We start from the raw sequence: 18,242 nt of genomic DNA, 5'->3' as shown, positions 1-18,242 counted from the left end.
GAGCCCCCGTTCATCCGCGCGCCCGGCGCGCCATCTCGTGCAGCACCGCGGAGGTGGGCACGGGCGCCTGCCGGACACCGGTCAGTTCCTGCTTGAGGTAGGTGGTGTCCGAGGCGAACTCGGACGCGTCGCCCTGCGGCCGGAAACCGTGCCGCGCGGCGAGCCTGCGCAACTCGCGGTCGGTGGTGAGGAGTTGGGCGAGAGCCTTGCCGTTGTCGGTGAGCGGTACGACGGTGTGGTCGCTGTCGACCGTGGTGTCCGGGTACAGCACGACCAGGTCGTCGGGCTTCTGCCCGCCCGTGAGCGTCGCGGCGACCTGGGACTCGTAGACCCAGACCAGCGGATTGCCGGCGCCGCTGACGAAGTCCCGGAAGACCGCGTCCGAACTCGACTGCTGGGCCCCCTGGACGCTGACGAGCTTCTTCAGCAGCGGCCCGGTGCGCTCGAGATCGGCCTTGCCCGCCACCACCCGGCCGCCGTTCGCCACGTACGAGGCGGCGGCGAGATAGAGGGCACCGGAGTTGGAGGACTCCGGATCGGTGCTGGAGATGAACAGGGTTCCGCTCAACTCCCCGTACTTTCCAGCCCCCTTGAGCTGCTGCCAGGTGCGGTCCTGCCGAGCCGCGTCGAGATAGGCGGCCATCCTCAGAGTGCCGCGGTGCTCGCCGTCGAGGGTCGCCAGGCCGTTCGCCGCGAGCACCCGGGCGGCGCTGCGGTGGGCCACGACGACGAGCGGCGAGTAGAAGGGGCGCGGGAGGGTGCCGTGCACCTTGTGACGGTCGGCCAGTTCGACGGCCGGGGCCTGGCTGGAGGGGAACGCGAGGTCGTACCCCTTGAGGTCGAGCCCCTCCATGGCCCAGGACCCGGAGGTCTCGGCCTTCACGGTGTAACCCTTGGTGGCGAGGGCCTTCACCACAGCCGGATCGGCGAAGTACTCGGCCTTCTCCGACCCGATCACCATCCGCACGGTCTTCGTTGCCGTGCCCTTGTCGTCCGCTTCCCGGCCCGCCACGACGGCAGCCACCACGCCGCCGATCAGCAGAGCCGCGAGGACGATCCCTGCGATACGTCTCACGCCGGGGAGAGTGCTCGCGGAATCAGACGTTCCTCGGCGAGGGGGATGAACGGGGGGTGAACCGGTCGTCCCGGTACACAACGCGACGATCGATACCGCTCACAGAAAAAGATGGCGCCCGGTCCGCGCGTCGCTGCGGGTGCACGCGGACCGGGGCCGTCAAGGGAGCCCGGAGGCTCAGTGGGACGCGAGTTCGCGGGGCTCCAGGGCCGCCGCGTGTACGTCCATCTGCTCGGCGGCGAGGATCGCCACCGCCGTGTCCGCCCTGGACGCCGCCACGACCAGTGCGCGGCCGGCGAGGGCGTGGGCCCGCTGGTGCAGGGCCTTGGGTTCGTCGTCGGACGGTGCCGCGGCCATGCGGACCGGCGTCGTTCCGCCCCGCAACCGGGCCACCTGCGTGGCGAGCCGCTCGGCCGCCTCGTCGAGGTCGGCGGAAGGTGCCAGCCCCCGCAGCTCGTCCGTCACGGCGAGCAGTGCCGCGAGATGACCCGCGAGCTGGATGTCCAGCTCCTCCTCACGGGACCGGTGGGGAAAGTCGGAAGGCGTGCCGGCCATCGTGCTGTGGACCGACTTGGTGCGGATCGGTTCGTACATGGATGGCCTCCTGTGCTGTCAGGAAGCCATCCTAGCTTAGATTTCGTCTAAAGTTGAGCGAGCTGAAAAGATCTACGGCTGGCCGTAGCCGTCCAGGAAGTTCCCGATCCGGGTGACCGCGTCCCGCAGGTCCCCGACCGTCGGCAGCGTCACGACCCGGAAGTGGTCCGGCTCCGGCCAGTTGAACCCGGTGCCCTGCACGACCATGATCTTCTCGCGCCGCAGCAGGTCCAGGACCATCCGCCGGTCGTCCTTGATCTTGAACACCTTGGGGTCGAGCCGCGGGAAGAGATACAGCGCACCCTTCGGCTTCACGCAGGTCACGCCCGGGATCTGGGTGAGCAGCTCGTACGCGACGTCCCGCTGCTCCTTCAGTCGCCCGCCCGGCAGCACCAGGTCGTTGATCGTCTGCCGCCCGCTGAGCGCGGCGACCACGCCGTGCTGCCCCGGCATGTTCGCGCACAGGCGCATGTTCGCCAGGATCGTCAGACCCTCGATGTAGGAGTCCGCGTGCGCGCGGGGCCCGGAGATCGCCATCCAGCCGACCCGGTAGCCGGCGACCCGGTACGCCTTCGACATGCCGTTGAAGGTGAGGGTCAGCAGGTCGGGGGCGATCGCGGCGGTCGGGGTGTGCGTGGCGTCGTCGTAGAGGATCTTGTCGTAGATCTCGTCGGAGCAGACCAGCAGGTTGTGGCGGCGGGCGATGTCGGTGAGCCCCTTGATCATCGCCTCGTCGTACACCGCGCCCGTCGGGTTGTTGGGGTTGATGATGACGATCGCCTTGGTGCGGTCGGTGACCTTGCGCTCGACGTCCGCGAGGTCGGGCATCCAGTCGGACTGCTCGTCGCAGCGGTAGTGGACGGCCGTGCCGCCGGAGAGCGAGACGGCGGCGGTCCACAGGGGGTAGTCGGGCGACGGTACGAGGACCTCGTCGCCGTCGTCGAGCAGGGCCTGCATGGCCATCACGATCAGCTCGGAGACGCCGTTGCCGACGAAGACGTGCTCCACGTCCGTCTCGATGCCGAGGGTCTGGTTGTGCATCACGACCGCCCGGCGCGCGGCCAGCAGGCCCTTCGCGTCGCCGTAGCCGTGGGCCGAGGACACGTTGCGGAGGATGTCCTCCAGGATCTCGGGCGGGCACTCGAAGCCGAACGCTGCCGGGTTGCCGGTGTTCAGCTTGAGAATGCGGTGCCCGGCCGCCTCGAGCCGCATCGCCTCCTCGAGCACCGGGCCCCGGATCTCGTAACAGACGTTGGCGAGCTTGGTCGACTGGATCACCTGCATGTCTGGGAGCTTACGGCCCGGTAACGCCTCGCGGGCCGTGTTATCCGCCACTTGAGACGGGTGGTATGGGCTGTTATCGCCGGTAGCTGTCACACGGGCCCCACCCGTCTCTACAATGCCCGGCGATGTCCAAGCCAGCCGAGTACGACCCTGAGAGCGGCGGTCCCGAGGATCCGCCGAACGTGTACCACCCGCGGGGTGCCTCGTCCCCCGCGTATGAGGCGTACGCGGATCCGGCGGCCGCACACGGGTGGCTGAGCGCGTACGACGAGACGCGGGAGCTGCCGTCTGTGGCGGACGGGACCGGTCGGAGCGCCGAGCCGGGCGGGGTGCGACAGCACCGTCGGTCCCGGCGGAAGCCCAGCGCGTGGCGGTCACGGCATGCAGCGGTGGCCGCCGGCGCGGTGGGCGCGGTGTCGGCGATGGCCGCGGCGGTCGCGCTGTCCTTCTCCGGGTCGCCCTCCGGATCGCCGTCGGACGGCGTCCAGGGCAAGGACAGGCGGACGAGCCCGACGGCGGGGGACTCGGCGGGGGCGACGGCACCGGCGTCCTCCGGCGGAGTGGCCGCCGACCCGTCGCCGGAACGGTCCGGGACGGCTTCCCCGAGCCCGAGTGGCTCGACGAGTCCATCCGCGTCCAAGGGCGGCGACGGCTCCCCGCGGTCCTCCGCACCCACGACCGCCACGGCCACACCCGCCCCCACGGCCACCACGGGCAACGACGGCCGGGGCAACGCCAACGGCAACCCCGGTCACGGCCAGGGTGGCACCAAGGGGCCCAAGTAGCCGTCCGACTCGGTGAGGTGCCCGCCGTGTCCTGCGGCGGGCGCCAAGAGTCCCGAACTCCCGGCCGAAAACGAGAACGCAGTCCCGGTCGCGGTCGCGGCGGCACCAAGGGGCCCAAGTAGCCGTCCGACTCGGTGAGGTGCCCGCCGTGTCCTGCGGCGGGCGCCAAGAGTCCCGAACTCCCGGCCGAAAACGAGAACGCAGTCCCGGTCGCGGTCACGGCGGCACCAAAGGCTCCGAATAACCGTCTGACTCGGTGAGACATCCGCCGCGCCCCGCGGTGGCCGCCCGGCGACCCCAACTCCCGTCCGGAAACAAGTCCTTGCCCGGCGGCCTCACTCCCCTCACAATGCACATGTCAAATTCAAGGGCGGCCGGAAATCCTCCGGTCGCCCAAGTCGCAAGAGGGGACCCCCACATGAAGAAGCCTCTCCTTGCCGTGCTCGGAGCCCTGGTCATATCCGGGGCGGGCATGGCACCCGCGGTCGCGGCACCCGTGATCGCGGACGGTGCGGCCGCCAGGACGGCGACGAAGACGGCGACGCCCACGCTCAAGGCCGTCAACTTCGCCGGCACCGTCTCGCTCAGCAACTGTTCCGGCTCGGTCATCCGCTTCCCGAACTCCGCGGACACCGACCCGGCGCTCGTCATGACCAACGGTCACTGCCTGGAGACCGGCTTCCCGGAGCCCGGCGAGGTCATCACCGACCAGGCCTCCAGCCGTACCTTCGGTCTGCTCAACGCCTCGGCCACCCGGGTCGGGACGCTGCGCGCGAGCAAGGTCGTCTACTCCACGATGACCGACACCGATGTGACGATCTATCAGCTCACCACCACCTACGCGAAGATCAAGAGCACATACGGCATCAGCCCGCTGACGCTCCAGGACACGCACCCCACCGCCGGCACCGCGATCACCGTGGTCTCCGGCTACTGGAAGAGGACGTACGCCTGCAACATCGACGGCTTCGTCTACCGCCTCAAGGAGGGCGACTGGACCTGGAAGGACTCGGTCCGTTACACCTCCGCCTGCCAGACCATCGGCGGCACCTCGGGCTCGCCCGTCGTGGACAACGCGACCGGCAAGGTCGTCGCCGTCAACAACACCGGCAACGAGGACGGCGAGCGCTGCACCGAGAACAACCCCTGCGAGGTCGACGCGAGCGGGAACGTGACCGTCCGTGAGGGCATCAACTACGCCGAGGAGACCTACCAGATCCCCGCCTGCTTCGGCGTCGGCAACAAGCTCGACCTGAGCGCCAGCGGCTGCGTGCTGCCCAAGCCGTAGTCATCGGTCGGTGGTGTTCCGTCGCACGGGACTGCGACGGACCGCCCGGCCCGCCAGTACGTCCGTCCGCCGGCCGTCCTCGACGACGAACCGGCCGTCGACGAAGACGTACGGAATGCCCGTCGGGAGCGTGCGCGGATTCTCGTACGTCGATCCCGCCGCAACCGTCTCCGGGTCGAACAGCACCAGGTCGGCGCGGTACCCCTCGCGGACCAGGCCGCGGTCCGGCAGTCGCAGCCGGGCGGCCGGGCGCGAGGTCAGATGGGCCACGCACTCCTCCAGCGACAGCACGCCCAACTCGCGTACGTACCGCCCGAGATACTGCGGGAAGGTGCCGTACGCGCGCGGGTGCGGCTTCGTGCCCTGGAGGATGCCGTCCGAGCCGCCGGTGTGGACCGGGTGGCGCATGATCGCCTGTACGTTCTCCTCGTGGCCGACGTGCTGGAGGATCGTCGAGCCCAGGCGGTCGGCGAGCAGCAGGTGACGGGCGGTCGCCCACGGGGCCTCGCCGCGCGCGTCCGCCGACTGCCGGACCGTACGGCCCACGAAGTCCGCCAGAGAGACGTCACTGACGCCCGAGACCTCGATCGTGTCCCACTCGATGGGCACCCCGTGGCAGCCGTCCGCGCCCACGACCTCCATGTGGTGCCGGATGCGCTCGGCCGTCCCGTCGTCGGCCAGCCGCTCGAGGATCGCCTCCGGGCCGCCCTCGCTCGCCCAACTCGGCAGCATCGCCGCGAGGGTGGTGCAGCCGGGGGTGTAGGGGTAGGTGTCCAGGCTGATGTCCGCCCCGGACGCCAGCGCCTCGTCCAGCAGTTTCAGGAGTTCCGGCGCCCGGCCCTTGTTCACGCCGAAGTTCATGGTGGCGTGCGCCAGGTGGAGCGAGCAGTCCGCCTCCCGGGTCAGGGCGACCATCTCCTCGTACGCCTCGAGCGCCCCGGCGCCGTACGAGCGGTGGTGCGGGCAGTAGTAGCCGTCGTACCGCGCCACCACCCGGCACAGTTCGGTGAGTTCGGCGTCCTTGGCGTACATGCCGGGCGTGTACGTCAGCCCGGACGACATGCCGACCGCGCCCTGCTCCATGCCCTCCGCGACCAACTGCCGCATACGGTCCAGCTCCTGGGGCGTGGCCTCGCGGTCCTCCCAGCCGACGGCCAGCATGCGGACCGTGCCCTGGGGGATCAAATACGCCGCGTTGACCGCGATTCCGCGGTCCAGCCGGTCCAGATACTCGCCGACCGACCGCCAGTCGAAGTCGATGTCGTCGCCGTAGCCGTTCCAGCCGGTGATGGCCCGGCGGACCTCTTCCAGTGTGCGGTCGTCGATCGGGGCGTACGACAGGCCGTCCTGGCCCAGGACTTCGAGGGTGACCCCCTGCGCGGCCTTCGCGCTGTGGTCCGGGTCGCGGAGGAGGGCGAGGTCGCTGTGGGCGTGCATGTCGATGAAGCCGGGGGAGAGGACGAGCCCTTCGGCGTCCAACTCCCTTGTCGCCCTGGGCCGTTGACAGCCGGCTGCAGCGGCTTCCTTGACGATGGAGACGATCCGACCGCCGTCGATCACGACATCGGCGCGGTACGACGGCTGACCGCTGCCGTCGGCGACGTCCGCGTCCCGGATGACGAGCTCCTCCACGACAGACCTCCTAGAAGAACGTGCGGATGTAGTCGACGACCGTGCCGTCCGCCTCGGCCACCGGGATCAGCTGCCACTTGTCGAATGACGTGCACGGGTGGGACAGGCCCAGGCCCAGCCAGTCCCCTACCTCCAGGTCCGCCTCGGGACCCGTGCGCAGCCATGCGTGCTGGTCGGACAGGCTCGTCACCGAGACGCCGGTGGCCGGGCGCTCCACGCCGTCCCGGCGGACCACCTGGGCGAAGGGGAGGTCCAGGTCGTAGGCCGCGTCCCGCTTGCCCGCGTTGACGAAGGCCTGCTCGGCCGACGGCCGTGACACCACCTGCGCCCAGAGGCGGAACGCCGGCTCCAGGGCGCCCTCCTCGGGCACCCGGTTGAAGGGGGTGATCTTGCGGTAGTGCCCGTCGTCGTGCGAGACGTAGGCCCCCGAGCGCAGCAACTTCAGTACGGGGAGGGAGAGTCCGGGGATCTCCGCGAAGACGTCGGCCACCGCGTCGAACCAGGCGCTGCCGCCCGCGCTGACGACGATCTCGCCGAGTCCCGCCGCGGCGAACCGCCCCGCCTTGTCGAAGTCCACCGCCAGTGCGACCAGCCGCCGCAGCCAGGCGTGCACCCGCTCCGGGTCGGCCTGCGGCACCTCGCCCTCGTAGCCCGCGACGCCCACCAGGCGCAGCGTCCGCGTGGCGGCCACCGCGTCCGCGACCGCCGCGCACTCCGCCTCCGTACGGACCCCGGTGCGGGCGCCCTCGCCGGCGGCCAGCTCGACCACGACGTCCAGCGGACGCGAGGAGCCCTGCAGCGCCGCGTCCATCAGCTCCACGCCGCGCACGGAATCGACGTAGCAGATGAAGTGGAAGTCCGGGTCGGTGTCGAGCTCCGTGGAGATCCATTTCAGTGCCGCCGGGTCGACGAGCTCGTTGGCGAGGAAGACCCGCCGGGTGCCGAACTCCCGTGCCACGCGCACCTGGTGGGGCACGGCGAGGGTGATGCCCCAGGCGCCGCGCTCGATCTGCCGCCGGAACAGCTGGGGCGCCATGGAGGTCTTGCCGTGCGGGGCGAAGGCCAGGCCGTGGCGGGTCGCGTAGGTCTCCATGAGCGCGAGGTTGTGCTCCAGGCGCTCGGCGGACAGCGCGAGCACCGGGGTCGTGAAGCCGCCGGTGAAGAGATTGCGGCGCTGTGCGGCCAGTTCGCCGAGCGTCAGGCCGTCGGCGTCCGGCGGGAGGCCCTTGAAGCGGTGGTCGACGCGTTCCTCGGCGAGTCGGGCGAGCGCCTCGGTGCTCATGGAACCTCCCTGATCAGGAGCGTTGCATTAACTGCAACGTCCATTGCGTATGTCGCTTACTGCTGTCTAACATCTCGGCCAACGCGAGGTCAACGAAGCCGCCGCGACCCCGCACGGACCTGGGAGATACGACGATCGTGACCGCCACCGCAGCCGGCAATGCCTCCGACGGCGTGGACGTCGTCGCGCTCGGCGAGTCCATGGTCACGTTCCTGCCCTCCCGTCCCGGCCGCCTCGCCGACGTCCCCTCCTTCGACCGCGCCATCGGCGGCGCGGAGTCCAATGTGGCGTGTGCCTTGGCGGCGGCCGGTCATTCCGTGCGGTGGGTGAGCAGGGTGGGGGCCGACGGGTTCGGCGACCACCTCGTCGAGATCATCGGCTCCTACGGCGTCGACGTCACGTCCGTGCGCCGGGACCCGGCGCGCCCGACCGGCATCTACTTCCGCACTGCCGGCGACCGGGCCACCGATGCGCACGAGGTGGCGTACTACCGGGCGGGTTCGGCGGCCTCCGCGATGGCGGTCGACACCGTGGACCTGGACGCGGTGCGCGCCGGGCGCGTGCTGCACCTGACCGGGATCACGGCGGCGCTGTCCGCGCAGTGCCTGGGGCTGCTCCGGGAGCTGACGGCGCCCCGCCCCGGCCGGCCGCTCGTCTCCTTCGACGTCAACCACCGGCCCGGGCTGTGGCAGGACGGCAGCGGCCCGCAGGTGCTGCTGGAACTGGCGCGCGGCGCCGACCTCGTGTTCGTGGGGGAGGACGAGGCGGAGGAGGTCTGGGGCCTGCACGGTGTCGACGCCGTCCGTACCGCCTTTCCCGACCCCGAAACGCTCGTCGTCAAGCAGGGCGGGCGCGGGGCCACCGTGTTCGACAAGGGGGACGTCACCTTCGTCCCCGCCCCGCACGTGGACGTCGTCGCCGCCGTCGGGGCCGGTGACGCCTTCGCCGCCGGGTTCCTCTCCGCGACCCTGCGCGGTCTCCCTGTCCGCGACCGCCTCCGGCACGGTCACCTGATGGCCGCCGCCGCCCTCACCGTCCCCGGTGACCTCGCCACGCCCCCCGCCCGCGACCACGCCGACCGCCTGGTCGCCCTGGACGACGCGGCGTGGGGGACACTTCGACTCGGCCCCGGCTGGACACAGGCCGAGCAGGCCCCGGAGGAGGTACGTACGCCATGAGCCAGACCGTCGACCGCGCGCTGAGCATTCTGCCGCTGCTCGCCGAGGGCCCCGCCGACCTCGGCCAGGTCGCCGACCGCCTGGGCGTGCACAAGTCCACGGCCCTGCGCCTCCTGCGCACCCTGCACGAGCACGGCCTGGTCTACCGCCAGTCCGACCAGCGCTACCGCCTGGGCGCCCGCCTCATCGCGCTCGCCCAGGAGGCCATGGAGAACCTCGACATCCGCGAGATCGCCCACCCCCATCTCGTACGCCTCAACGAGCAGTGCGGGCACACCGTCCACCTCGCGGTGTACGAGGAGGACGAGGTGCTCTACATCGACAAGGTGGAGAGCCGCTACCCGGTCCGGATGTACTCGCGGATCGGCAAGCCCGTCGCCATCACCGTCGCGGCGGTGGCGAAGCTGCTCCTGGCCGATCTGCCGGGCAGCGAGCGGCGGGCGCTGGCCGACAAGCTCGACTACCCGATGTACACGTCCCGTTCAACCCCCAACGCCCCTGCTTTCCTACGGGAGTTGGACAAGGTGCGCGAACAGGGCTGGGCCACCGACCTCGGCGGCCACGAGGAGTCCATCAACTGCGTCGCCGCGCCGATCCGCGGTGCCGACGGCCGGGTCGTCGCCGCGATGTCGGTCTCCGCGCCCAACGTCGTCGTCAGCGCCGACGAACTCCTCACCCTGCTCCCGCTGGTGCGCCGTACCGCGGACGCCATCAGCGGCGAGTACTCAGGCAAGACCCCCGTCAAGGAAGTCACCTCATGACCGAGAAGATCGCGCTCACCCCCAAGACCCACACCACCCCGCCCGCGAAGTTCTCCCACGGTGTGAAGAAGGGCAACATCCTTCAGGTCGCCGGCCAGGTCGGCTTCCTGCCCGCCGAGGAGGGCAGGCCGCCGACGCCGGCCGGCCCGACCCTGCGCGAGCAGACCCTCCAGACCCTCGCCAACGTCAAGGCGATCCTCGAGGAGGGCGGCGCGGGCTGGGACGACGTGATGATGATCCGCGTCTACCTGACGGACGTGGACCACTTCGCCGAGATGAATGCCATCTACAACACCTACTTCGAGGAGCAGGGCCTCACCGCGCCCCCGGCCGCCCGTACGACGGTCTACGTCGGCCTTCCCGCCGGCCTCCTCATCGAGATCGACGCGCTCGCCGTACTGGGCTGACGTCCCCTCAACTCCCGCACGCCGTGGACGGCACGGCACCTCACTGGGTGCCGTGCCGCGATCCCCCCTGCCCGAAAACTCCATGTACTTACCCAGAGGACCCCCAATTGTCCTATCCGCTCGCCGCAACCGCCCCCGTCGAGACCCCACCCCACACGGGAGGCCTGCTCCTCCTGATCGACGGCACCGCGGGTCTGCTGACCGTGGCCGCCATCGGCATCGCGCTCCTCCTCTTCCTGATCATCAAGGTCAGACTCCAGCCCTTCGTGGCCCTCCTCGCCGTCTCCATAGCCGTGGGCCTGATGGCGGGTCTGTCGGTCACCGAACTCTTCGGCACGGTCCAGCGTTCGGACGCGGTGTCCACCATCGAGACCGGCATGGGCGGCATCCTCGGCCATGTCGCGATCATCATCGGCCTCGGCACCATGCTCGGTGCGATCCTCGAAGTCAGCGGCGGCGCCGAGGTGTTGGCGTCCCGCCTGCTGAATCTGTTCGGCGAGAAGCGAGCGCCGCTGGCCATGGGCCTCACGGGCCTGATCTTCGGCATCCCGGTCTTCTTCGACGTCGGCATCTTCGTGCTCGCGCCGATCGTCTACGCCGCCGCCAAGCGCTCCGGCAAGTCGATCCTGCTGTACTGCCTGCCGCTGCTGGCGGGCCTGTCCATGACCCATGCGTTCCTGCCGCCGCACCCGGGCCCGGTGGCCGCGGCCGGTCTCCTGCACGTGGACCTCGGCTGGGTCATCCTCATGGGCGTCATCTGCGGCATTCCCGCGGTGCTGGCCGCCTGGGCGTTCTCGGCGTGGATCGGCCGCCGGATCTTCGTCGCCGTACCGCAGGACATGGTGGAGGCGGCGGCCGAGGCCAAGCTCGCGGCCCCCGCGCGGAGCGCGGTGATGGATGGCAGCAACGAGCAGCGCGAGCAGGGCGTGGAGCCGCGCGAGCACCCGGTGCCGCTCGGCATGGTGCTGGGCATCATCGGTACGCCGCTGATCCTGATCCTGGCGGCGACCTTCTCCTCCATCGCCCTGGACCCGTCCACGGGCCGCTCGGTGATCGAGTTCTTCGGCCACCCGTTCGTGGCCCTGACGATCGCGCTGCTGCTGGCGTACTACCTGCTGGGCATACGGCGGGGCTGGTCCCGCAAGTCCCTGGAGACGGTGTCCACGGCGTCGCTGAAGCCGGTCGGCAACATCCTGCTGGTCGTCGGCGCGGGCGGTGTCTTCGGCGCGGTCCTGAAGGCGAGCGGCGTCGCGCAGGCGTTGTCGGACACCTTCAACGACGTGGGCCTCCCGGTGATCGTCCTGTCGTACCTGATCTCGGTGGTCCTCCGCGTCGCCCAGGGCTCGGCCACGGTCGCGATCGTGACGACGGCGGGCATCGTCGCCCCTCTTCTCTCCGAGGGCCACCACTCCCAGGCCTTCGTCGCCCTGGTCATCATGTCGATCTCCGCCGGCTCGATCTTCGCGTCCCACGTCAATGACGGCGGCTTCTGGATGGTGGCGAAGTACTTCGGCATCAGCGAGCGGGACACCCTGAAGACGTGGACGGTGCTGGAGACGGTGCTGTCGGTGGCGGGCTTCGTGGTGGCGGCGGTGCTGAGCCTGTTCGTGTAGGTGCGCCCGTGTCCCATGGGCCGCATGTAGGCGTCTGATAACGAAGTAGGGGCTGGCTGTGTGCGGCACAGGATCGTCGACCATACTGCCCGCTGTGGAGCAGCGCATAGGTTCGAGCAGCCAGCCCCTGAAGGGCGAGCCCGTGAAGGGCGCCGGATTCGATCCGGCATTCATTCCCGGGCTCACCTCACCCGCGTCCGAGGAGCCGGAGGAGGTCACGGCCGAGGACGGGGACGTCGAGTCGGAGGATGCCCCGTCGCAGGACGTCCCGTCCGAAGAGGTCGTTTCCGGGGCGGCCGAGGCCGACGCCGAGGCCGGGGAGCAGGATGCTTCCGCGGACGGCGACGAGAAGGAAGAGGCCTCCGACGGGCCCGTCTTCGAGGCCTCCGACCGGCGCGCGAAGATCGTCGCCGATCACAAGGGCGTACGGCTCGCTCTGGACGACCAGCAGTGCGAGTTCCGCTGGGACGAGATCGGCGCCGTGGAGACCGAATCCCCGCGCTTCGGCAAGCGGTTCACCATCACGGTCCACACCCCTGACCGCCGCTGGTACCCGATCGAGATCGAGGCGACGGCCAGGGCGCGCTTCAGCGAGTGGGAAGAGCAGCTGGACGCGGTACTTGACGCCTACTTCGACGACAACGCCGAAGACAAGCTCGACGACAAGGCCGACGACAACGCGGACGAGAACGCCGACGAGGGCGACGAGTAGCCACGGCTAGCTGCAGTACTGGGCCTCCTTCCCGATCGACCGGTACATGCAGTCCGCGTTCTCCAGCAACTGCAGCACCGCATCCCGGTTCCGGGAAGTCTCCCGCTCGATGACCTCGTCGGGCGGGTAGAACCCACCTCCGGAGCTCGACGTCGGATACATCTCGAAGGTGTACGAGAAGATCTTCTGCGCACCCCAGAGATAGTCGTCGATCGACCCGTCGGTGATGTACAGGTCACTGGACTGCTCGGCGGTGTACCCGTTGCTCGCCGCCATCTTCTGCCCGACGGTCCTGAACGCGGCGGCGTCGTCCGCCGTCATCCCGGTCGCCGTGTCCGAGTACGTGTAGCCGAACGGCCACAACACCAGCTCGCTGTACGTGTGGAAGTCGATCCCGGCGGTGATCTGCTGCTTCCCGCCGACCACACGGCTGCGTACGAAGTCGGCGACCACCTTCACCTCGGGCGCGGACTCGGCCGAGGCACCGCGGTACGTCTCGGATGACGTGGAGCCCGAAGAGCCGCCGCAGCAGCCCCACTTGTAGTTCCAGTTGCGGTTGAGGTCCGTGCCCACGTACGACGACCCGGAATTCGGCTGACGGTTCTTGCGCCACGACCGGTACGAGCCCGTCGCGATGTCGTACTCGCCGCCGTCCGGGTTGAGGTCGGGGACGATCCAGATCTCGCGGTTGTTCACCATGCCGGTGATGCGCGAGTCGCTGCCGTACCCGGCGCCCAACTCCCGCAGCAGATACAGCGCCATCTCCACCGTCAGATGCTCACGCGCATGCTGGTGGAAGGTGAACAGGACCTCGGGCTCGCTCTCGTCCGTCGCCACGTTGTCGCTGACCTTGATGGCCACGATGTCCCGGCCCTGGTACGACTTGCCGATCACCCGCTTGCTCATGATGTTCGGGTAGGCCGCGAGCCGCTGGTCGATCTCCGTGTTCATCTCGGTGTAGTTGTGGTACTTCGAGTCGGCCGAGGGGAAGTCGTAGAGCCGCAGGTCGTCCGCGCCCGAGGAGCGGTCCGGCGCCGAGCCCGACAGCGAGACGTCGTAGCCCTGTTGGCGCAGCTTCTTGATCTGCGCCGCCCGCCCGGAGACGACCACCGTCTCCTCGTCGGCCTCGTCCACGCTCACGCCCGCCGCCGCGATGGCGGTGCGGGTCACCGGCGTGTTGTGGTCGACGTGGATCTCGTACTGGCGGATGTCGTCGGCGGAGGGTGCCGCCTTGCGGACGCTGTCGGCGGTCGCCGAGACGGGGGCCGCGAGGGCGAGGGCGAGCAGTGCGGCGAGCGCGGCGGTGCGTCTGCCGCCGCGGGCGCCCGAGCCTCGTATCCGAAGTCGCATGAAGTCTCCTTGTTTCTCCAGGAATTCCGGGGTCGCCGGAAGTGGGGAGTGGAGCGGGGGGTGGTTCGTTCAGCGACGTGCAGTGCGGGTGTGCAGTGCGGGTGGCCGCCATCGTCCGTGAATGTCATGGACGGGTCAAGAGAGACCCAAGGGGGTGCGGCTCGGACGATACGAAAATCGGCCGCGCAGTGTACGCGTGGCGGTGACCCCCGCACCGGCCTCCGGCAAAGTGCACTCGCGGGTGTGAGCGGCGCGTGCATATATGCCGAAACCGAAGCAGAGTGAGGTTTCGCGTAAGGAACCCCGGACCTCGGTTCCTCAACCACATCCCAGCGGGACCACACCCCAGAGGACTGGCTGATCATGGGCGGATCGGGGCCACGACGGGAGCGTCGGCCGCCGGTCGAGACGACCAGCTTCGTCGACCGGCGCTGCGAACAGACCGAAGGCCGCGAACTGCTCGCCAGGGCGCGCCTGGTGACGCTGACCGGACCGGGCGGCGTGGGCAAGACGCGGCTGGCGGTGCGCATCGCGGCCCGGGTCGAGCGCGCCTTCCCGGACGGTGTGCGCTTCGTGCACCTCGCCGGACTCGACGACCCGGCGCTCGTCCCGGTCGCCGTCGCCGACGCGCTGGGCCTGCACGACCACTCTGCACAGCCGCCGCTGGACGCCCTGGTCGACCATGTGCGGGACCGGCGCCTGCTCCTCGTCGTCGACAACTGCGAGCACCTGCTGCAGGCCTGCGCAGACCTGGTCGCGGCCCTGCTGCACGGCACCACCGGCATCCGCATCCTCGCCACCAGCCGCCACCGCCTGGCCCTGACCGAGGAACACCTCATGGAGGTACGGCCGTTGCCCGTGCCCGACCCGGACGGCGACCTCACCGCAGCCGAGGGCTACCCGGCCCTCGCCCTGTTCGCCGACCGTGCCGCGGCCGTGGTCCCCGGCTTCAGGCTCACCGCCGAGAACCGCGCCGCCGTGGCCCGGCTGTGCCGCCGCCTGGACGGTTTACCGCTCGCCATCGAGCTGGCCGCCGTACGCATGCGGGTCCTCGGTGTCGAGCAGCTCCTGGAGCGCCTCGACGACCGCTACCGCCTCCTCACGGCCGGCAGCAGCGCCGTCCTGCCCCGCCACCAGACGCTGCGCGCCGCCGTCGACTGGAGTCATGAACTCTGCAGCGAGCAGGAGCAGTTGGTATGGGCGCGCGCGTCCGTGCTGGCCGGCAGCTTCGACCTGGAGGCGGCCGAGGCGGTGTGCGCGGACGGTGAGCGGGTGCGGCCGGAGGAGGTGCTGGAGGCGGTCGCCGGGCTCGTCGACAAGTCCGTGCTGGGCCGGGAGACGGGACCGGACGGCGTGCGCTACCGGCTGCTGGACACCCTGCGCCACTACGGCCTCGACCGGCTGCGGCTCGCGGAGGGCGAGGAGAGCGCCACGCGCAGCCGCCGGCGGGACTGGATGCAGCGCCGGGCCGCCGACTGCGAGCGCGCCTGGTTCGGGCCCGGGCAGCGCGCGATCGTCGCCCGGCTGCGGGCCGACCAGGACAACCTGCGCGCCTGTCTCGACTTCGGCCTCACCGCCCCCGGCGAACGCCTCGCCGCACTGCGCCTCGCGGGCACCCTGTGGTTCTACTGGCACGCCTGCGGCGCACCCCGCGAGGGCCGTTACTGGCTGGAGCGGGCCCTCGCCGCCAACCCCGAACCGACCGCCGAGCGGGCCCGCGGCCTGTGGGTGGCCGGTCTCCTCGCGGCCGCCACCCAGGACATGACCGGCGGCCTGCGCCGCGCCCGCGACGCCCACGCACTGGCCCGCACCCTCGGCGACGAGGCCGAGGCCGCCCACGCCGAATACGTCATCGGAGTCATCCGCCTGTTCGGCGACGAACTCCCTGCAGCCCTCGACCACTTCGAGGCCACCGTCGCCCGTGGCCGCGTCCCCGGCCAGCACCTCAGCCTGCACGGCCTCGACCAGGTCGAACTCGCCTGCGCCCTGAGCTTCTTGGGCGAGGCCGACCGCGCCGTCGAGGTCTGCGAGCGGGCCCGCCGGATGTGCGAGGAGCACGGCGAGGAGTGGGTGCGCTCCTACGTCCTGCGGATGCTCGCCCTCGCCCACACCGTCAAGAAGGACTGGCCGGACGCCGAACGGCACGCCCGCGAGGCACTGCGGCTCAAACTCGCCGTCCACGACGTCACCGGCATCGCCCTCACCCTCGACCTGCTCGCCCACATCGCCGCCGAGGCAGGCGCCCACGAACGCGCGGCCACCCTGCTCGGCGGCGCCGACCGCACCTGGGCCGACATCGACCGCGACCGCTGGGGCTCGCCGGCCCTGGGCGACATCCGCCGCGGCAGCGGTGAGCAGGTGCTGGACGCCATGGGACAGACCGCCTTCGAGCGGTCGTACGACAAAGGAGGCGCCCTCGGACTCGCCGAGATCGTCGCCTACGCCACCCACGACGAAGAGCCCCGACAGCCCACCCCCGCGCGGAAGAGCAACGGCCGCCGCCCCTCCCGCCCGCCCCGGGACACCACCCTCACCCGCCGCGAGACCGAGGTCGCCGAACTCGTCGCCCAGGGGTTCGCCAACCAGCAGATCGCCGACCGACTCGTCATCGCCCGCCGTACCGCCGAAGGCCATGTGGAACGCATCCTCAGCAAGCTCGGCTTCAGCAACCGCAGCCAGATCGCCGCCTGGGTGACGGCCCAGCGCTGAGCCAGCCAGGCTCCCCTCCCGATCCCCACAGACCCGCCAGAGAGGAGAACCATGACCAGCACACCACTCGCCCCCGCTCCGTTCGACCACCGCATGGCCGTGTTCGGAGCGGACGACGAGTTCGTGGCCGCCGCCCTCCCGTTCCTCGTCGAGGGCCTCGGCGCCCCCGGGGAACCCCCGCCGGTCGCCATCGCCGCCCCGGACAAGCTGGACCTGCTGCGCGATGCCCTCGGCGCCGCCGCGAAGGACATCGTGCTGATCCCGCACACCGAGTGGTACACGGGCTCGGCCGCCAACGCCGTTGCCCAGAGCGCCGGTTACCTCGCCGCGCACGCGGGCCCCGGCGGCCGTATCCACCTCCTCATGGAACCCGTCTGGAACGGCCGCGCGGGACGCTCCGTCCGCGAGTCCACCGAATGGCTGCGCTACGAGGCCCTCGCCAACCTCCTCTTCGCGCCGATGGCGACCACGGCCCTGTGCGCGTACGACATCCGCACCGCCGGCCCCGCCATCGCCGAGGCGGCCCGCCGCGCCCACCCCGACACGGCCGTCTACGAGGACCCGTTCCGCCTCACGGCCGAACTGGACGCGGCACCACTGCCGTTGCCGCCGGCCGGTGCGGAGCTGCTGGTGCGGCCGTCCGCGGACGCGGTGCGCAGGAAAGCGGTCGCCCGTGGACTCGCCCCCGCGGACGCCGAGTTGTTCACCGAGGCGGTCACCGCGGCGGCCGCCGCCCTCGGCGCGATCACCGGGGCCCTGATGTGGGGTCAGGCCCCCGCCTGCGTCTGCGAACTGCGCACATCGCGCCGGGTCGAGGACCCGCTGGCGGGCTTCGTTCCGCCCCCCGTCCCCGAACTGGAACCGGACCAGGGGCTGTGGTTCACCCGCCAGGTGTGCGCCTACGTCGACGTCCGGGACGACGCGGCGGGCACGACCGTACGGCTGCAGTACGGGTAACCGCTTGCGGTTGCGCAGGTATGGAAACAGGTAGTCCTCCCCGTGCGCCCGACGCGCGGGGAGGGCACCCTGAAACCATGCTGGATCTCTCCGGGACTCCCCGCCCGGACCGTGACCCTCACTACGCCGCGTACCCCCAACCACCCTTGCGGGCGGGTGACTTGAGCGTCGAGTACGACCCACGTCCGACCGCCGTGCGCGAGGCCCGCGCGGAGGTGCGCAGACAGCTGGAGGCGTGGGGTCTCGCGGACCGGGACGAACTCGTGGACGTGGCCGAGCTGCTCGTCAGCGAGCTGGCCACCAACGCCCTGCTCCACTCGGCGAGCCGCTTCCGGCTCACCCTCTCCGCCTCCCACGGAGTCCTGCGCTGCGAGGTGTACGACACGGGCCGTCGCACTCCGCAGGTGCTGGACGCCGGCGCTTCCGAGAGCGGTCGAGGGATGTTTCTGGTGAACACGCTTGCCCGGCGCTGGGGGTGCCACCAGGACGGGCGGGGAAAGACTGTGTGGTTCGAACTCGGTACCTGCGAGTCGGACGGTTGTGGTCGGTCTGCGGGTTGTGGGGGCTGATCGCGCAGTTCCCCGCGCCCCTTGGGGCGACATCGTGTACGCCCTC

At 70.7% G+C, this 18,242-nt stretch carries 16 protein-coding genes; 10 read left to right on the top strand and 6 right to left on the bottom strand.

Translation table 11 applies throughout. From position 1 onward, the window contains the following. Positions 1–10: 10 nt before the first annotated feature. From ABZ880_RS23385 to ABZ880_RS23375, 3 genes are all read right to left on the bottom strand, one after another. Positions 11–1,075 carry a substrate-binding domain-containing protein gene (locus ABZ880_RS23385; RefSeq protein WP_361266115.1) on the bottom strand — a complete coding sequence of 355 codons (1,065 nt, stop codon included), beginning with the start codon at positions 1,073–1,075 and terminating at the stop codon, positions 11–13. Between the two features lie 177 nt (positions 1,076–1,252). Further along, positions 1,253–1,669, bottom strand: coding sequence for a hypothetical protein (locus ABZ880_RS23380; protein ID WP_361266113.1), 417 nt, complete (start codon positions 1,667–1,669; stop codon positions 1,253–1,255). Between the two features lie 72 nt (positions 1,670–1,741). After that, positions 1,742–2,953, bottom strand: coding sequence for a pyridoxal phosphate-dependent aminotransferase (locus tag ABZ880_RS23375; protein WP_361266112.1), 1,212 nt, complete (start codon positions 2,951–2,953; stop codon positions 1,742–1,744). A gap of 125 nt (positions 2,954–3,078) precedes the next feature. On the opposite strand from ABZ880_RS23375, the gene ABZ880_RS23370 reads away from it, so the two are divergent. Both ABZ880_RS23370 and ABZ880_RS23365 read left to right on the top strand, forming a co-directional pair. After that, positions 3,079–3,738, top strand: a complete 660-nt coding sequence (locus tag ABZ880_RS23370; protein ID WP_361266110.1) for a hypothetical protein — start codon at positions 3,079–3,081, stop codon at positions 3,736–3,738. Positions 3,739–4,156: 418 nt separating this feature from the next. Further along, positions 4,157–5,026 (top strand): serine protease, encoded by an 870-nt coding sequence (locus ABZ880_RS23365; RefSeq protein ID WP_361266108.1) that lies wholly within the window; start codon positions 4,157–4,159, stop codon positions 5,024–5,026. Here ABZ880_RS23365 and ABZ880_RS23360 read toward each other — a convergent pair whose 3' ends face one another. Further along, a complete protein-coding gene (locus tag ABZ880_RS23360; RefSeq protein ID WP_361266106.1) occupies positions 5,027–6,658 on the bottom strand; it encodes a D-aminoacylase in 1,632 nt (543 codons plus the stop codon). Positions 6,659–6,668: 10 nt separating this feature from the next. Continuing rightward, complete coding sequence (locus tag ABZ880_RS23355) at positions 6,669–7,940, bottom strand: amino acid deaminase (protein WP_361266104.1); 1,272 nt, start codon at positions 7,938–7,940, stop codon at positions 6,669–6,671. 137 nt (positions 7,941–8,077) lie between these two features. On the opposite strand from ABZ880_RS23355, the gene ABZ880_RS23350 reads away from it, so the two are divergent. The 5 genes from ABZ880_RS23350 (at position 8,078) to ABZ880_RS23330 (ending at position 12,611) form a co-directional block, all read left to right on the top strand. Then, a complete protein-coding gene (locus ABZ880_RS23350; protein WP_361266103.1) occupies positions 8,078–9,118 on the top strand; it encodes a sugar kinase in 1,041 nt (346 codons plus the stop codon). After that, positions 9,115–9,879, top strand: a complete 765-nt coding sequence (locus ABZ880_RS23345) for an IclR family transcriptional regulator (RefSeq protein ID WP_361266101.1) — start codon at positions 9,115–9,117, stop codon at positions 9,877–9,879. Before ABZ880_RS23350 ends, ABZ880_RS23345 begins: the two co-directional genes overlap by 4 nt. After that, positions 9,876–10,286, top strand: coding sequence for a RidA family protein (locus tag ABZ880_RS23340; RefSeq protein ID WP_361266099.1), 411 nt, complete (start codon positions 9,876–9,878; stop codon positions 10,284–10,286). The genes ABZ880_RS23345 and ABZ880_RS23340 overlap by 4 nt, the downstream gene beginning before the upstream one ends. A 107-nt stretch (positions 10,287–10,393) precedes the next feature. Beyond that, positions 10,394–11,899: a gluconate:H+ symporter gene (locus ABZ880_RS23335; protein ID WP_361266097.1), complete on the top strand. Its 1,506-nt coding sequence runs from the start codon at positions 10,394–10,396 to the stop codon at positions 11,897–11,899. A gap of 94 nt (positions 11,900–11,993) precedes the next feature. Next, the gene (locus ABZ880_RS23330) at positions 11,994–12,611 is read left to right on the top strand and encodes a hypothetical protein (RefSeq protein ID WP_361266095.1); all 618 of its coding nucleotides are present in this window, start codon (positions 11,994–11,996) and stop codon (positions 12,609–12,611) included. 6 nt (positions 12,612–12,617) lie between these two features. Here ABZ880_RS23330 and ABZ880_RS23325 read toward each other — a convergent pair whose 3' ends face one another. Further along, positions 12,618–13,961, bottom strand: coding sequence for a M14 family metallopeptidase (locus ABZ880_RS23325; RefSeq protein ID WP_361266093.1), 1,344 nt, complete (start codon positions 13,959–13,961; stop codon positions 12,618–12,620). 363 nt (positions 13,962–14,324) lie between these two features. On the opposite strand from ABZ880_RS23325, the gene ABZ880_RS23320 reads away from it, so the two are divergent. The 3 genes from ABZ880_RS23320 to ABZ880_RS23310 all read left to right on the top strand — a co-directional run bounded on the left by ABZ880_RS23320 (position 14,325) and on the right by ABZ880_RS23310 (position 18,196). Continuing rightward, positions 14,325–16,670, top strand: coding sequence for a LuxR C-terminal-related transcriptional regulator (locus ABZ880_RS23320; protein WP_361266091.1), 2,346 nt, complete (start codon positions 14,325–14,327; stop codon positions 16,668–16,670). 51 nt (positions 16,671–16,721) lie between these two features. Then, a complete protein-coding gene (locus ABZ880_RS23315; RefSeq protein ID WP_361266089.1) occupies positions 16,722–17,627 on the top strand; it encodes an MEDS domain-containing protein in 906 nt (301 codons plus the stop codon). Between the two features lie 77 nt (positions 17,628–17,704). After that, complete coding sequence (locus ABZ880_RS23310) at positions 17,705–18,196, top strand: ATP-binding protein (protein WP_361266087.1); 492 nt, start codon at positions 17,705–17,707, stop codon at positions 18,194–18,196. Positions 18,197–18,242: the final 46 nt, after the last annotated feature.

It is taken from the genome of Streptomyces sp. NPDC047043, from assembly GCF_040644055.1.
Lineage (GTDB): Bacteria > Actinomycetota > Actinomycetes > Streptomycetales > Streptomycetaceae > Streptomyces.
Note: the sequence above shows the minus strand (reverse complement) of the source record. Positions and strands in the feature narration are given on the sequence as shown.

Bases quoted from the DNA above. Each gene is read 5' to 3' on its own strand.
- ABZ880_RS23380 (WP_361266113.1), bottom strand. From the start codon at position 1,669: ATGTACGAACCGATCCGCACCAAGTCGGTCCACAGCACGATGGCCGGC.
- ABZ880_RS23375 (WP_361266112.1), bottom strand. From the start codon at position 2,953: ATGCAGGTGATCCAGTCGACCAAGCTCGCCAACGTCTGTTACGAGATC.
- ABZ880_RS23370 (WP_361266110.1), top strand. From the start codon at position 3,079: ATGTCCAAGCCAGCCGAGTACGACCCTGAGAGCGGCGGTCCCGAGGAT.
- ABZ880_RS23365 (WP_361266108.1), top strand. From the start codon at position 4,157: ATGAAGAAGCCTCTCCTTGCCGTGCTCGGAGCCCTGGTCATATCCGGG.
- ABZ880_RS23355 (WP_361266104.1), bottom strand. From the start codon at position 7,940: ATGAGCACCGAGGCGCTCGCCCGACTCGCCGAGGAACGCGTCGACCAC.
- ABZ880_RS23345 (WP_361266101.1), top strand. From the start codon at position 9,115: ATGAGCCAGACCGTCGACCGCGCGCTGAGCATTCTGCCGCTGCTCGCC.
- ABZ880_RS23340 (WP_361266099.1), top strand. From the start codon at position 9,876: ATGACCGAGAAGATCGCGCTCACCCCCAAGACCCACACCACCCCGCCC.
- ABZ880_RS23325 (WP_361266093.1), bottom strand. From the start codon at position 13,961: ATGCGACTTCGGATACGAGGCTCGGGCGCCCGCGGCGGCAGACGCACC.
- ABZ880_RS23320 (WP_361266091.1), top strand. From the start codon at position 14,325: ATGGGCGGATCGGGGCCACGACGGGAGCGTCGGCCGCCGGTCGAGACG.
- ABZ880_RS23315 (WP_361266089.1), top strand. From the start codon at position 16,722: ATGACCAGCACACCACTCGCCCCCGCTCCGTTCGACCACCGCATGGCC.
- ABZ880_RS23310 (WP_361266087.1), top strand. From the start codon at position 17,705: ATGCTGGATCTCTCCGGGACTCCCCGCCCGGACCGTGACCCTCACTAC.